The organism is Arthrobacter sp. PAMC25284 (genome assembly GCF_019443425.1).
Classification (GTDB): Bacteria; Actinomycetota; Actinomycetes; order Actinomycetales; family Micrococcaceae; genus Arthrobacter; species Arthrobacter oryzae_A.
Map to the genome: position 1 here is coordinate 3,202,093 of NZ_CP080382.1, position 13,704 is coordinate 3,215,796.

Consider the following 13,704-nt stretch of genomic DNA (forward strand, 5'->3'; position numbering starts at 1 on the left):
GGGGCCCGGCGCCCGGAAGGGGGGTCGGTAAGTCCTACGAACGACGGCGGCGGGACGGACCGGCGGCCCGCACCGGGGGAGTGGTCCTATAGGATTCTGTTCATGCAACCAGCTTCCCCGGGCGGCCGCCCCGCAGGCCGTACCGTCAGCCGCCAGGTCCTCGCGGACCACGTGTATGAAGAGCTTCTGGCGTCGCTGATGGACGGCCGGCTGGAGCCGGGGGCCGTGGTGAGTATTGACGGAACCGCGCGGGAACTCGACGTTTCCCCCACCCCGGTGCGGGAGGCGCTGGCCCGGCTTGAACACACCGGCATGGTGCGCCGCGTGGCGCTCAAGGGCTACCGGGTGGCACCGGTGTTCACCCGGGAAGACTTCGCCGAACTCATGGAGGCGCGGCTCGCAATCGAGCCAGTTAATGCCCGCCTGGCCTGCGACCGACAGACACCGGAGGACCTTTCCGAGCTGGAGCGGGCCGTCGCCGACCTCAGGACGGCGCCGCGGGGTCCCTCGTTTGCCGAATACCGCGACTACCTGGAAGCCGATGAAAGGTTCCACCGGCTCATCGCGGAACAAACCGGCAACCAGTTCATGGCAGCCGCCTACGAGGCCCTCGGCGGGCAAGTCCAGCGCTTCCGCCTCTTCGGGGGAGTGGGGATCACCGACGCCGAGCACGCCATCGCCGAGCACCAGGCCGTCCTGGACGCCTTCGCCACAGGCGATCCGGAGCAGGCGGCGCAGGCCATGGCCGAGCACGTCCAGCAGGTGCGCGGCCGGGCAATCGCGGACGCTCCCGCCGGCTAAATCAGCTCCGCAGACCGGGCCCCGAGGCCCTCTGCCACCCTCCCTATAGGATCTTCGATTGCCTCCGCCAAGCCGGATGTGATCTTGACAACGTTCTTTCGATAGTAAATCCTATAGGAAACAGGATTCCACGAAGGAGTGACCCATGGCTTACACAGCCGAGAACTGGCCCATCACCGCAGCGCTGCTGCAGTTCCCGGGCGTCAACGCCGCCGGGCTGCACATCAACGATGCCCCCGCCGCGGCCTGGGCCGAGGTCCTACAGGAGGTCAAGGACGCCGGCTTCGCCCACGCCGACCTCACCGACAGCTGGGTCCGCCCCGGCGACCTGAGCCCTGCCCGCATTGCAGAGTTCCAGCAGACCGCCAAGACCGTCGGCATCGGCATCCCCGTCATCTCCGCCATCCGCCGCAGCGTCATCGAGGCCGGCAACTGGGAAGCCAACCTGGCCTACAGCCACCGCACCATCGACGCTGCCGCGGAACTCGGCTGCGAGCTGGTCTCCTTCGGCCTGCACCAGGCGCTCACCGCCGAGCAGCAGAAACAACTCTGGTTCTGGACCGTCGAAGGACACCAGGACCCCGTGGGGGATAAGGAAACCTGGGCCAACGCCGTGACCCGGCTCCGCGAACTCGGCCGGCACGCCGCCGACGTCGGCGTCCTGCTTTCCCTGGAAATGTACGAGGACACCTACCTCGGCACCGCGGATTCATCCGTCCAGCTGGTCCAGGACATCGGCCTGGACAACGTCGGCCTGAACCCGGACCTCGGAAACCTGATCCGGATGCACCGGCCGATCGAGGACTGGCGCGAGATGGTCGCCAAAACCCTGCCGTACTCGAATTACTGGCACATGAAGAACTACATCCGCGACGAGGACGTGGCACGGGACATGTACGTCGCAATGCCCGCGCCAATGGACAGCGGCCTCATCAACTACCGCGAGGCCTTCAAGCTGGCGATCTCCGTCGGGTTCCAGGGCATCCTCTGCACCGAGCACTACGGCGGAGACGGCCTCACAGTAACGGCCGCCAACCAGGACTACCTGCGCCGCCACATCCTGCCCAAGACCGACGGGTACGCCCTCGGCCGGAGCCAGGTGGCCCAGGGCCGGCAGCAGCCGGTGGCCACGGAACTCGCCACCGTCTGAGCCTTTTCTTCAGGACAGATCCACTTCCACCACGGATTCAAAGAGGAACCATGACCCAGATCTTCGACAACCCCGCCGACTTCGCGGATGAGGCACTGGACGGCTTTGTCGCCGCCAACCGCGGCTACGTCGCGCGGGTGGACGGCGGCGTCGTCCGCTCCACCGAGGTCCCCGCCGGGCAGGTGGCCCTGGTAGTGGGCGGCGGCTCCGGCCACTACCCGGCCTTCGCCGGCCTCGTCGGGCCCGGCCTGGCTACCGCCTCAGCGTGCGGAAACATGTTCGCATCCCCCGCCGCAGGACAGGTCTACCGGGTGGCCAAGGCCGCCAACGCCGGCGGCGGCGTCCTGCTCAGCTACGGCAACTACGCCGGCGACGTCCTCCACTTCGGCCAGGCGCAGCTCCGGCTCAACGCCGAAGGCATCGAGACCCGCACCGTCCTCGTCACCGACGACATCGCCAGCGCACCTCTCGGGGAGATCGACAAGCGCCGCGGCATCGCCGGGGACCTGACGGTCTTCAAGATCGCCGGCGCCGCCGCCGAGGCCGGATTGATCCTGGACGACGTCGAACGGCTGGCCATCAGGGCCAACTACCGCACCCGTTCCCTCGGTGTCGCTTTCGACGGCTGCACCCTCCCCGGCGCCAGCGAACCACTCTTCCACGTCCCCGCCGGTCAGATGTCCCTGGGCCTGGGCATCCACGGCGAACCGGGCATCTCCGAACACCCGATGCCGACCGCCTCTGAGCTCGCCGAAATCCTGGTCTCCAGGCTGCTCGCGGACAAACCCGACGACGCCGGCCGGCGCGTTGTGGCGATCCTCAACGGACTCGGTACGGTCAAGTACGACGAACTGTTCCTGCTCTTCGGCAAGATCGAAAAGCTCCTCGTCGCGGCCGGACTCACCGTTGTGGAACCGGAATGCGGGGAGCTGGTCACCAGCCTGGACATGTCCGGACTCTCCCTGACCCTGCTCTGGCTCGATGACGAACTCGAACAGTACTGGGCGGCCCCGGCCGACACCCCGGCGTTCCGCAAGGGCAACCTGGCACCCGGCGCCCGGCGCGAGCTGGCCGGGCCGGCCGCCGACGTTGCGGCCGACGTCGAACACCCCACCGCGGCCGCGGCCGACCTCGGACGGCAGGCTGTCAGCGTGCTCGGACAGGTGCGGGACGTCGTCGTTGAGCATGAGGAGGAACTCGGACGCCTGGACGCCATTGCCGGCGACGGGGACCACGGCATCGGGATGCGGCGCGGTGTGGACGCGGCGGTCGCGGCAGGGCAGGCGGCGGCCGGCGACGGCGGCGCCTCGGCGGCACGGGTCCTGACCGCTGCGGGGGAGGCCTGGAGCGAACGCGCAGGGGGCACCTCCGGGGCGCTCTGGGGCTCCGCAGTGATCGCCGCCGGACTCGCCCTGGGAAACCGGGACAGTTATTCGGGCGAGGACGCGGCCGCCGCAGTCACCGCCTTCGTAAACGCCATCACCGAACTCGGCAAGGCCGAACCGGGGGACAAGACCATGGTGGATGCGCTGCTGCCGTTCCGGGACACCTTCCTCACCGCGTTCGACGGCGGCGCCCCGGTGGGCGCTGCACTCGCCGCAGCCGCGGATGCCGCCATGGCAGCGGCCGAGCAGACGGCCGGACTCCGGCCGCTGAAGGGCCGCGCCCGGCCGCTCGCCGAGAAGAGCCTGGGGCACCCGGACCCCGGAGCGGTCTCCTTCGCGCTCATCGCGGCGCGGGTTTCAGCCCACCTCGATTCCGACGCAGGCACCACACACATCGACCTCCCGTCCGCCCACCCCGGACTGGCACAGCAAGGAGCAAAGGCATGAGCACAGCAACAGGCTGGCGCGTCGTCATCGGCAACGACGAGGCCGGCGTCGAATACAAGAACGCGCTGAAGACGCTGCTGGAGGCGGATCCCCGCGTGGCCTCCGTCCAGGACGTGGGGGTCGGCGCCGACGACTCCACCGACTACCCGCACGTGGCCGTCGACGCCGCCCGGAAAGTCGCCGGCGGCGAAGCCGACCGGGCGCTGCTGATCTGCGGCACGGGACTCGGCGTGGCCATCGCTGCCAACAAGGTCCCCGGGATCCGTGCCGTCACCGCCCACGACACCTACTCCGTGGAACGATCGGTCCTCAGCAACAACGCCCAGGTGCTCACCCTCGGGCAGCGCGTGATCGGCCTCGAGCTCGCCAAGAAGCTCGTGGGCGAATGGCTGGCCCACCGCTTCGATGAAAACTCCTCCTCCGCCGCCAAGGTGGACGCCATCTGCTCCTACGAGCCCGAATACACAAAGGCAGTCTGACCATGACCGAAAACGCAAGCAGCGCGGCTGCACCCTCAATCGACGCCGCAGGCGCCGTCAACGCCGCCCGGAAGATCGCCGTCGTCGGCTCCGGCTACATGGGCGGCGGGATCGCCCAGGTCCTGGCGCTCGGCGGGGCACGGGTTGCCCTGGCCGATGTCTCCGCCGAGGTGGCACAGAAGAACTACGACCGCTTGCTGGCCGAATCGGACGAATTCGTCGCGGCCGGGCTCTTCCCCGAAGGCTCCACCGAAATCCTGAAGAAGAACCTCTGGGCCGCCAAGGACATTGAGGAAGCCGTGGCGGACGCCGACTTCATTGAGGAAGCAGTCCCCGAGCTCATCGCGATCAAGCACCAGACACTGGCCCGCATCAGCGCCGCGGCCAGTCCGGACGCCATCATCGGGTCCAACACCTCCACGATCTCCATCGCGGACCTGTCCGAGCCCGTCGCCCACCCGGAGCGTTTCCTCGGTGTGCACTTCTCCAACCCGTCCCCGTTCATCCCCGGCGTGGAAATCATCCCTCACGCCGGCACCTCGGTGGCCACCGTCGGCGCTGTCCGCGAACTGGTCCACGCCGCCGGCAAGCAGACCGCGGTTGTTAAGGACGTCACCGGATTCGTGCTCAACCGCCTCCAGTACGCGCTGTTCCACGAGGCCGCCCAGCTGGTGGAGCAGGAGATCGCGACCGCGGAGGACATCGACACGCTGGTCCGCACCACCTTCGGCTTCCGGCTGCCGTTCTTTGGCCCGTTCGCCATCGCCGACATGGCCGGGCTGGACGTCTACAACTTCTGCTACAAGTCGCTGCAGACCGAATTCCCGGAGCGCTTCGCGACCCCGAAAATCCTCAGCGACCTCGTCGACGCCGGGAAGCTGGGCACCAAGACCGGCGCCGGCTTCCTCAACGTCCCTGCAGAGCGGACGCCCGAGCTCATCGCCTACCGGAACAAGGCATACGTGGCCATGCAGAAGCTCATCGACGAGCTTGGCCCCGCCCCGATCAGCTGATTCCTTCACCTTTTAGACTTTCAGGAGCTTCGCCATGAGCATTTTCCCCGCAGAACGCACCGCGATCATCACCGGCGCCGTGTCCGAGCGCGGCATCGGCCGCGCCACCGCCAACTACCTGGCCGCGCAGGGCTGGAACATCGGCATCATTGATCTTGACGACGCCCTCTGCAAGGCGGCGGCCAAGGAACTCGCCGCCGAGCACGGCGTCAAAGCGTCCGGCGCCGGCGCCAACGTCGCCGACGAAGCATCCGTCCGCGCCGCAATCGACGCGATCGAAGCCGAACTGCCGCAGATCCTCGCCCTGGCCAACGTCGCCGGCGTCAGCTCCCCGGTCCCGTACCTGGAACTCGACGCGGCGGAATGGGACCGGGTCCTGAACATCAACCTCAACGGCGTCCACTACGCCACCCGCCGGGTCGCCGAGTCCATGGTCAAGAACCGGATCGGCCGGATCGTCAACATCTCCTCAGTCTCCGCCCAGCGCGGCGGCGGCACCTACTCCAAGACGCCGTACTCCGTGGCCAAGGCCGGGGTGATCGGGCTGACCCGATCCACCGCCCGCGAACTCGGCGAATACGACATCACCGTCAATGCCATCTCCCCGGGCCCCATCGACACCGACATCATGGGCGGCACCCTCAGCCAGGAACGCAAGGATGACCTCACCAAGGACCTCGTCGTGAACCGGGTGGGCTCCACCCGGGACATCGCGGCCGCCATCGCCTTCCTCATCAGCGAGGACGCCGGCTACATCTCCGGCCAGACGCTGAATGTGGATGGCGGACTCTACATGCACTAGGGAAGCACCATGAACCGGAAGATCACTGTCAGCCTGCCGGATGCGTCGCTGCGCGAGTTCCTCCAGCCGCACCCGGACGTCACCGTTCTCGAATGGGACTTCGCCGGTGAGCCGCCGCAGTCCCGGATCGACATTGCGGTGCCTCCCTACATGGGCGGTCCGCAGCCCCTGCGGAGTCTGGAGGCTGTGGAAACGGCGCTGGTGCAGAGCCAGTCGATTGGTTACGACGGGGCCGTGGACTTCCTCCCGGCCGGCCGGGTCCTCGCCAACGCCGCCGGGGTCCATGAAACCTCGACGGCGGAACTGGCTCTTGCCTTGATCCTCGCCAGCCAGCGCGAATTCCCCCGCGTGCTGCAGAACCAGCAGGAGGGCCGGTGGGATGCCCGGCCCACCGCCAGCCTGGCCGACCGCCGCGTCCTGATCGTCGGCTACGGCGGCGTGGGCAAGGCGATCGAGGACCGGCTGCTGCCCTTCGAAGCCAGTGTGACCCGGGTGGCGAGCCGGGAACGGACGGACGGGCGGGGCCACATCCACGGCATTGCCGGGCTGCACGCGCTGCTGCCGGAGCACGACATCGTGGTGGTGGGGGTTCCGCTGAGCGATGCCACCCGGCACCTGATTGATGACGCCTTCCTCGCGGCCATGCCGGACGGTGCCCTGATCGTGAACGTTTCCCGGGGGCCGGTGGCGGACACGGATGCCCTGGTCCGGCACACCGCCTCCGGACGGATCCGTGCCGCCCTTGACGTCACCGATCCCGAGCCCCTGCCGGAGGATCACCCGCTGTGGCGGACCCCCGGCGTGATCATCAGCCCGCACGTGGGCGGGGCCAGTTCGGCGATGCGGCCGCGGATGGGACGGCTGCTCCAGCGGCAGATTGAGCTCATGCTGGCGGGGGAGCCGCCGGTGAATGTGGTGCTGAACGGCTGAGGCGCCGAAGTCAGAGCCCGAACAATGCCCCGGTGATTTCCTGGGTGAGCTGGTGGATGAGGTCGATGCGGGCGTCGCTGTCGGCGTCGTCGGGACCCCAGGTGTAGATCACGACGGCGTAGCTGCGGCCGCCGGATTCCAGCAGCACGAGCGCCATGTCCTGAGGGGTCAGGAGGTTCTCTTCCGGGTCGTAGCCGATGCCCAGGGAGGAGACGTTGTCGCCGTAGGTCTGCAGCATTCCGCCGGCGGTGTCCATGATAGCGACGCCGATCCGGTGCCCGGGGTTCTCTGCAATGATTTTCCGGAGGGCGGCGGCAGGGCCGACGGCCGTGTGGGGGTGCGGCCTCCGGACTGTTGGCAGGTTCGAGGCTGCTGCTCGGTGCCCAGAACTGCGGCTGGGCGGATGGCCCCTGGACAGGGGAAACCGCCCCGTCCATGCTTTCGGAACTCGGTGTCGGCCTCGTCGAAATCGGCCATGCAGAACGCCGGAACCACCTCGGCGAAGACGACGCCATGATTGCCCGCAAGGTCAGGGCTGCCGATGCTGCCGGGCTCCCGCTGCTGCTCTGCGTGGGAGAGCTTGGCGCCGGCACGACCGCTGACGCCGCGGACTTTGTGTTCGGCCAGATTGAGACAGCAGTTTCCGGTGACTGGACCCTGGCCGCCCGACTCATGGTCGCCTACGAACCCGTCTGGGCCATCGGCGCTGCGGAACCCGCCGCTGCCTGGTATGTGTCCGACGTCGTCCGCCGGCTTCGGGGACGGCTTGGCGCAACCGGGGTGCGGGCGTTGCCTGTTATCTACGGCGGCTCGGCCAAGCCCAGGCTGCTGCCAACGCTCGACGGTGTCTCCGGCCTCTTCCTGGGCCGCTTTGCGCACGATCCCGCGAATTTCGGCAAAGTCCTGGACGAGGCACTCGCCCTGAGCCTGCGCGCCGGGCCAGTCCCTGCGCGTTGACGGGGCGGAACGAACAACTCGGGATGTGCGCGGCCGACGCTCTCCGTTATGCTTTCGTTATGCAATTTGGGGAGCGCTCTGTTGTTGGCGCGCAGGCAGAAAAACTTCATTCGCTGACAAGTCTGCGGTTCTTCGCCGCACTGCTGGTCGTTATGCACCACACCTTCCGGGACCTCGTGAAGGTTCCGGGACTCTCAGACGTAGTCTGGCTCGGGACCGTGGGGGTGAGCTTCTTCTTCGCGTTGTCCGGCTTCGTCCTGACCTGGTCGCTTCGCGAGGACGATACGAAGCGTGCCTTCTACCGCCGAAGGTTCGCCCGCGTCTATCCCCTGCACTTGATTGCCCTGGTGCTGGGGGTCGGAGTTTTCCTGTTCGTGGGGAAGGGCTTTGACGCCCGGCAGTTCCTTGCCGGCGCCGCCCTGCTGCAGGCCTGGATTCCGGACAGCAAGGTCTACTTCGCCCTGAACGCCCCCAGCTGGTCGCTCTCCTGCGAAGCGCTGTTCTACGCGGCATTTCCCTTCTTCGCGGCGCGCCTGGTCCGGATGGGCCGGCCGGGGCTGTGGAAGATGCTGGCCGCCACTGTCGGCTTGTCGCTGGTCATCGCGGGCACAGTGACAATGGCGCTGACGCCCGGAGACGGCGCCCAATTCTGGCTGTACATCTTCCCGCCGTTCCGCATCCTGGAGTTCGTTGCCGGGTGCCTCCTGGCGCTCCTGATCAAGTCCGGGTGGCGCAGCCCGTTCACGTTGCCCGCTGCGGCGGTCTCGGCCGGCGTCATCTATACCGTCCTGATGGGCAGCAACCGCCAGGGGTTTGCGCTGGGCAATGGACTGGAAGATGCCATCATGCTGCCGTTCATTCTGGCGGTGATCGCGTCGGCAGCCACGGCGTCCCTCACCGGCAGGGAGGGGTTCCTCGCGCACCCGTGGGCGGTCCGGCTGGGCGAATGGTCGTTCGCCCTCTACATCACGCACTGGCTGCTCCTGTTGCTGGTAGAGCATCTGGACCCCGGCTCCAAGGCCAGGCCGGTAGCTTTTCAGCTGTTGGAGGGGTGCTTGTTTGTGCTGCTGGCTGTTGCCATTTCAGCGGCGGCCTACACCTGGATTGAAAAGCCGCTCGAGAAGCGGCTCCGGGGGCCGCCGTCCGCGGCCTGTGGGCCCGATGCGGCAGCTCCACTTGACGCACGCCCCGTCGCAGCTGATCTCCTCCGAGGGAAAAGCAGACAGGCCGGCGGTGCGCTAGGCCGGTGCCAACCGGCCCGGATAGCGGCCGTCGCGTAGGATGACGCAGACATCCGGTCGCAGGGGGGAACATGCGGGAACTCGCGGCGGCGCGGCGGCCCTGCAATACAACGCTCCCGGCGCTGACCGGGTTGCGGTTTCTGGCGGCCCTGGCTGTCCTGGTTTCGCACTTCGATTACAGCGGGCTGATTTCAGTCCCAGCAGAGGCCGTCGAGTTCCTCGACCGGGGCCGCACGGCGGTTGCCCTTTTCTTCGTCCTGTCAGGGTTCATCCTGACGTACAACTACATGGGCCTCTCCGGTTCCGAAGACCGGACAAAGTTCTATGCCAGCAGGCTCGCCCGGGTTTACCCCGTCACCCTGCTCGCGCTCGGACTCGGTGCAGTCGGCGTTGTGTATGCGCTCACGCACCCTGGGAGCGGCCGGCTGGTGGAATGGTATTCGCTGGAGGGCGCCAGCCCATTCGCCCTTCCCAGCAGTTTCCTGGCTCAAGTGACCATGACAACCGCGTGGTTTCCTGTGGGCTCGTTGAATCAGCCGTGGAACGGCCCGGCGTGGGGCATCGCTTGCGAGATATTCTTCTATGCCCTGTTCCCGCTCCTGATTGTGAAGCTGCGCAACCTGCGGTTCGTCCGGATCGCATACGTCCTGATCGGAGGTTGGGCCTTTCAGATGCTGGCGATCCTGACGGCGCGGTCCTTCGCGCCGGCTGAACAGGTCGGCTTTCTGGCGTACCAGTTCCCGCTGATGCACCTCTTCGAATTCGTCCTCGGTATAGCGACGGCTGTGGTCTTCCTCCGCGGTGGCCGGGAATGGGCCTCCCCCGGATCCCGGCGCAGCCTGCTGCTCGCGGGGGCCCTCATTCCTCTTGTCCTGCTGGCATTCTTCCGGCCGGCGCAGCCTGCCTACCTTCTGATGAGTCCGCTCTTTGCCCTGCTTATCTTCAGCCTGGCCGTTCCGCCGAGGGGCCGCCGCAGCTTTCTCGCATCGGCGCCTCTCGTTCTCCTCGGCGAGGCGAGCTTCGCGCTCTACATGATCCACACCCCGCTGATGAACCTCTACAGCATCGCGTACCCCCCGGAAGCCGTGGGATGGTTGCTGATGGCCGGCACCGCCGGCGTGAGCATCGCGGTGTTCCGCTGGTTCGAAACGCCGGCCCGGATCTGGACGCGCGCAACCGTCCTGAGAATCGTGCCGCAGCCTGCCCGGAAAGCAGCCTAGCCACGTTCGTGCGGCTGGCCGGGATGCCGGCCCGGGGCCACACCCCCGGGCGCGTCCAGCTTCGATGGGTACAATCGAGGACTGAACACCGTAACGCCAATGCCGGAACACGGAGATCTAATGTCACGATGGCTCGAGGTCGGACCGGACAACTACGTCCTGACAACACAAGGTTCACTGCTGAACACCGGTCTGGTGGTGGGCTCTGAACGCGCGATGGTGATCGACACCGGCGGCGGCCCCCGGCAGGGACGCGAGATCCTGGCCGCAGTGAGGGAGAAGACCCAACTGCCGCTCGTCGTCGTTAACACGCATGCGCACTATGACCACTTTTTCGGCAATGCCGTGTTCGCCGACGACGGCGTCACAGAGTTTTGGGCGCACGCCAACTGCGCAGCGGGTATCGAAGAAAACGGTGACCGGCAGCGCCGTGCCGTCGCCGGAGACGAACCCGAAATGGCCGCTGGCGAAGGCCCGGAGGCGGAGCTCGTGGTCCCGAACGCGATCGTGAAGGACCAGCCGGTCCTCGTGGATCTGGGGGGCCAGCGGGTCACACTGTTCTACCTTGGACACGGGCACACCGACGGCGACCTGCTGGTCGGCTCTGCCACCACGCTCTTCGCCGGCGATCTCGTGGAACAAGGAGCGCACCCGTCGTTTGAGGACTCCTACCCGGAAGATTGGGCGGACGCCCTCCGGCACCTGTCGGCCCTGCGGCACCGGTACGAATTCCTGATTCCCGGGCACGGCGAGCCGGTGGGAGACAAGTTTGTCCGGACGATGGCCGACACCATGGGCACCGCGGTCCGGCAGGCCACCCAATCGATCCGTGACACGCCTGGCGATGCCACCAAGGCAATCCCGATCCTGCCCTACGGCCCGGAACAGTCGCGCTGGTTCATCAAGCGTCTGCAGGACACCCGGCCTCACCACTAGTCCGTGGCCGTGTTCCGCGGCCGCGGGCGCCTTCGGATACGGAGCGGGTCTGCGATGCTGTTCTGCGCGACGGCGCACCGCCTGTCGATCAGGCGTGGTGTAAGCGCCTAGACTTGCAGTTTGGACCAAATCAAACGAGAAGCGCAGCGGAATCGCTGCGAGTTCTAGGGGAGCAACTATGCCTGAGTCGGTGGACACTTCAGCCAACGCCGCGGCGGAGACAGAGCAGCCGGAACTCCAGCGCCGGCGCGACCGCCGCCGCGACGGCACGGACCCTGCGACCGGGACCCTTCCGGTGATCGTCCCGGGAGTTAAGGGAGCCGGCAAGAGCGCAGGGAAAGGCTCCGGCAAGAGTGCCGGCAAGTCCAGCCCTTCGCCCCGCACCGTCCGCAGCAGCTCCTGGGCCGAAGCCGCAGCCGCCGCGGATGCTCCCAGCGCCCCGCAAGCTGCCGGCGTCGATACGGAGCCCGTGACCCGGGCCGACGCGGCGTCGGTCGCTGCCGCAGCTTCGGAGCTCACCGTGCCCGAGGCGCCGGAAGCAGCTCCCGCCGTGCCTGCCCGCCCCGCGCGCTCAACCCGATCCGCCGGCCGCTCAGCAGCCCTGTCCGACGGTCCTGTGCCCGACTTCATCAGTTCCCCGGGCCTGTTCGTCCGCGAGCAGAAGCCCCGGCCCGTCGGGGGCCTCCGCGGCGCCCTGTACAACATGACCGGTGGCGGACTGAACCTGGGCCCGAGCGCCAAGCAACGCGAGGAAGACGAGCTGGCCCGGCGGATCTCGCGCCAGCTGCAGGGCAGCTACAACACCGCCATCCTGAGCCTCAAGGGCGGCATCGGCAAAACCTCAACCACCGTCGGCGTCGGGCTGACGCTGGCCGAATTCCGCGGCGACCCGCCGTGTGCGATCGACGCAAATCCGGACTCCGGTGACCTGGTGGAGCGTGCCCTCGGCGAGGGCATCTACCAGCAGGCGAGCCCTCGCACTATCACGGATCTGCTGAAGAACATCGATTCGGTCGATTCGCTGACGAACCTGGGCCCGTTACATGCACCATGCCGGCCGGCTGCACCTGATCGCCGGCGAGCAGGACCCCGAGGTCTCGGATTCGCTGACAGCTGCCGAATACCTGCGGATCCGCAAGCTGATTTCGTCCTACTATTCCGTGGCACTGATCGACTGCGGCACCGGCGTCACACACAACGCCATGAGCGGCATCCTGCAGTCGGCGGACAACCTCATCATCGCGGCCGGTTACGCCGTCAGCGGCGCCAAGCGCGCGCGCAGTACCCTCCACTGGCTCGCCAGCCACGGCTATTCGGAGCTCGCCCGGAACGCGATCGTCGTCATTACCGATAAAGACGAGGTCTCATCCCGGGTGGACAAAGACGCAATCGAGGACCACCTGTCCGGGATCTGCCGCCAGCTCATCGCCGTGCCGCACGACCGCGGCGTGGCCGACGGTGACCTTGTGACCCTGGATTCGCTCCGCCCGGAAACCCGCCGCGCGTACAGGGAAATCGCGGCCGCGATCGTCGACGGATACGTGTAGCGGTCGGAGCGGGCCTGTCGTGGCTTAGAAGCGGTTCATGACCGCAGCCATGGCGCCGCGGTTGACCGCTTCCACGGGGTGGAAAGACCGGCTGCGGTCGGCCGCAGTCCAGCTGGTGCTGAAGGCCGCCGGCGAAGACGCTTCCGCGGTGACCTGTGCGGGTGCGTTGTCCGCGGCCGGGCCGGTGCCGGGATGCCCGTTACCGGTGTGCTCCCAGCAAGGCCTCTTTCAACCCGGCGCTTAGCCCGGAAGGAACATCGACCTCCACAACCAGGGCGAGCATGACCCGGCTGAAGTAGGTGCATGCACCAGCTGCCAGCGTAATGTCGAGGATCTCGCGGTCGTTAAAGCCCTGGTCGCGGAGGATGAGCGAATCGACGTCGGACATGGACGCCGGATCGGTGCTGGCTTTCGCCGCGAAGTCCATCATGGCCACCTCGTCCGGGGACAGCCCGGCGCTGCGGAAGTCCTTGGCGATGTGGCGCAACTGGTCCTCATCGAAGACCTCGAGAGCTCTCAGGCCATGTTCCAGCAGGTAGTGCTCCGAGCCGGCGGCCTTTGCCGCGGCCAGCACCACGAGCTCGTACCGGCGCGGGCCCAGGGAAGTGCTGATGGCGTGGACCAGGGACTCCCAAGCACGGTAGGCCTCGGGGTTGAGGGCGGCTGCCTTGGTTTGGCTGGGCACATGGCCCAGCGAGCGGAGGTTCTCCTGGTAGATCTCGGCAGTGAGGCCGGTGGCGCCTGCATCTGACGGTGTGTGCAGAATGCTCATAGGGTAGTAGGGTCCTCTCCGGGC

Annotated in this window: 13 protein-coding genes and 1 pseudogene; 12 read left to right on the top strand and 2 right to left on the bottom strand. The window is 67.4% G+C overall.

What is annotated here, in order from left to right:
* The first annotated feature begins 102 nt into the window (after window positions 1-102).
* From KY499_RS14820 to KY499_RS14850, 7 genes are all read left to right on the top strand, one after another.
* Window positions 103-801, top strand: a complete 699-nt coding sequence (locus KY499_RS14820) for a GntR family transcriptional regulator (RefSeq protein WP_219885717.1) — start codon at window positions 103-105, stop codon at window positions 799-801.
* Window positions 802-946: 145 nt separating this feature from the next.
* Window positions 947-1,951: a sugar phosphate isomerase/epimerase gene (locus KY499_RS14825; protein WP_219885718.1), complete on the top strand. Its 1,005-nt coding sequence runs from the start codon at window positions 947-949 to the stop codon at window positions 1,949-1,951.
* Between the two features lie 50 nt (window positions 1,952-2,001).
* Window positions 2,002-3,783, top strand: coding sequence for a dihydroxyacetone kinase family protein (locus KY499_RS14830; protein ID WP_258190809.1), 1,782 nt, complete (start codon window positions 2,002-2,004; stop codon window positions 3,781-3,783).
* Window positions 3,780-4,262: a ribose-5-phosphate isomerase gene (locus KY499_RS14835; protein WP_219885719.1), complete on the top strand. Its 483-nt coding sequence runs from the start codon at window positions 3,780-3,782 to the stop codon at window positions 4,260-4,262. The genes KY499_RS14830 and KY499_RS14835 overlap by 4 nt, the downstream gene beginning before the upstream one ends.
* A 2-nt stretch (window positions 4,263-4,264) precedes the next feature.
* The gene (locus KY499_RS14840) at window positions 4,265-5,275 is read left to right on the top strand and encodes a 3-hydroxyacyl-CoA dehydrogenase family protein (RefSeq protein WP_219885720.1); all 1,011 of its coding nucleotides are present in this window, start codon (window positions 4,265-4,267) and stop codon (window positions 5,273-5,275) included.
* Window positions 5,276-5,309: 34 nt separating this feature from the next.
* On the top strand, window positions 5,310-6,077 hold the full coding sequence (locus KY499_RS14845) for an SDR family NAD(P)-dependent oxidoreductase (protein WP_219885721.1): 768 nt from the start codon (window positions 5,310-5,312) through the stop codon (window positions 6,075-6,077).
* A gap of 9 nt (window positions 6,078-6,086) precedes the next feature.
* Window positions 6,087-7,007 (top strand): 2-hydroxyacid dehydrogenase, encoded by a 921-nt coding sequence (locus tag KY499_RS14850; RefSeq protein WP_219885568.1) that lies wholly within the window; start codon window positions 6,087-6,089, stop codon window positions 7,005-7,007.
* A 10-nt stretch (window positions 7,008-7,017) separates the two neighbouring features.
* Here KY499_RS14850 and KY499_RS14855 read toward each other — a convergent pair whose 3' ends face one another.
* The gene (locus KY499_RS14855) at window positions 7,018-7,263 is read right to left on the bottom strand and encodes a hypothetical protein (protein ID WP_183164622.1); all 246 of its coding nucleotides are present in this window, start codon (window positions 7,261-7,263) and stop codon (window positions 7,018-7,020) included.
* A gap of 83 nt (window positions 7,264-7,346) precedes the next feature.
* Here KY499_RS14855 and KY499_RS14860 point away from each other — a divergent pair.
* The 5 genes and pseudogenes from KY499_RS14860 to KY499_RS18370 form a co-directional block, all read left to right on the top strand.
* Window positions 7,347-7,964 (top strand): annotated as a pseudogene (locus KY499_RS14860) (triose-phosphate isomerase); the annotation flags it as partial.
* Window positions 7,965-8,023: 59 nt separating this feature from the next.
* Entirely contained in the window at window positions 8,024-9,244 is a 1,221-nt protein-coding gene (locus tag KY499_RS14865; RefSeq protein ID WP_219885722.1) for an acyltransferase, read from the top strand.
* A 32-nt stretch (window positions 9,245-9,276) separates the two neighbouring features.
* Entirely contained in the window at window positions 9,277-10,425 is a 1,149-nt protein-coding gene (locus KY499_RS14870) for an acyltransferase (protein WP_219885723.1), read from the top strand.
* A gap of 120 nt (window positions 10,426-10,545) precedes the next feature.
* Window positions 10,546-11,361, top strand: a complete 816-nt coding sequence (locus tag KY499_RS14875) for an MBL fold metallo-hydrolase (protein ID WP_219885724.1) — start codon at window positions 10,546-10,548, stop codon at window positions 11,359-11,361.
* A 1,043-nt stretch (window positions 11,362-12,404) separates the two neighbouring features.
* The gene (locus KY499_RS18370) at window positions 12,405-12,908 is read left to right on the top strand and encodes a hypothetical protein (protein WP_258190810.1); all 504 of its coding nucleotides are present in this window, start codon (window positions 12,405-12,407) and stop codon (window positions 12,906-12,908) included.
* Window positions 12,909-13,107: 199 nt separating this feature from the next.
* Here the strand turns inward: KY499_RS18370 and KY499_RS14885 are convergent, their stop codons facing one another.
* Complete coding sequence (locus KY499_RS14885) at window positions 13,108-13,680, bottom strand: carboxymuconolactone decarboxylase family protein (protein ID WP_219885725.1); 573 nt, start codon at window positions 13,678-13,680, stop codon at window positions 13,108-13,110.
* Between the last annotated feature and the right edge of the window lie 24 nt (window positions 13,681-13,704).

What these genes read in the sequence shown, in the direction of transcription:
- KY499_RS14820 (WP_219885717.1), top strand. Translation starts at nt 103, where the DNA reads ATGCAACCAGCTTCCCCGGGCGGCCGCCCCGCAGGCCGTACCGTCAGC.
- KY499_RS14825 (WP_219885718.1), top strand. Translation starts at nt 947, where the DNA reads ATGGCTTACACAGCCGAGAACTGGCCCATCACCGCAGCGCTGCTGCAG.
- KY499_RS14830 (WP_258190809.1), top strand. Translation starts at nt 2,002, where the DNA reads ATGACCCAGATCTTCGACAACCCCGCCGACTTCGCGGATGAGGCACTG.
- KY499_RS14835 (WP_219885719.1), top strand. Translation starts at nt 3,780, where the DNA reads ATGAGCACAGCAACAGGCTGGCGCGTCGTCATCGGCAACGACGAGGCC.
- KY499_RS14840 (WP_219885720.1), top strand. Translation starts at nt 4,265, where the DNA reads ATGACCGAAAACGCAAGCAGCGCGGCTGCACCCTCAATCGACGCCGCA.
- KY499_RS14845 (WP_219885721.1), top strand. Translation starts at nt 5,310, where the DNA reads ATGAGCATTTTCCCCGCAGAACGCACCGCGATCATCACCGGCGCCGTG.
- KY499_RS14850 (WP_219885568.1), top strand. Translation starts at nt 6,087, where the DNA reads ATGAACCGGAAGATCACTGTCAGCCTGCCGGATGCGTCGCTGCGCGAG.
- KY499_RS14855 (WP_183164622.1), bottom strand. Translation starts at nt 7,263, where the DNA reads ATGGACACCGCCGGCGGAATGCTGCAGACCTACGGCGACAACGTCTCC.
- KY499_RS14865 (WP_219885722.1), top strand. Translation starts at nt 8,024, where the DNA reads ATGCAATTTGGGGAGCGCTCTGTTGTTGGCGCGCAGGCAGAAAAACTT.
- KY499_RS14870 (WP_219885723.1), top strand. Translation starts at nt 9,277, where the DNA reads ATGCGGGAACTCGCGGCGGCGCGGCGGCCCTGCAATACAACGCTCCCG.
- KY499_RS14875 (WP_219885724.1), top strand. Translation starts at nt 10,546, where the DNA reads ATGTCACGATGGCTCGAGGTCGGACCGGACAACTACGTCCTGACAACA.
- KY499_RS18370 (WP_258190810.1), top strand. Translation starts at nt 12,405, where the DNA reads ATGCACCATGCCGGCCGGCTGCACCTGATCGCCGGCGAGCAGGACCCC.
- KY499_RS14885 (WP_219885725.1), bottom strand. Translation starts at nt 13,680, where the DNA reads ATGAGCATTCTGCACACACCGTCAGATGCAGGCGCCACCGGCCTCACT.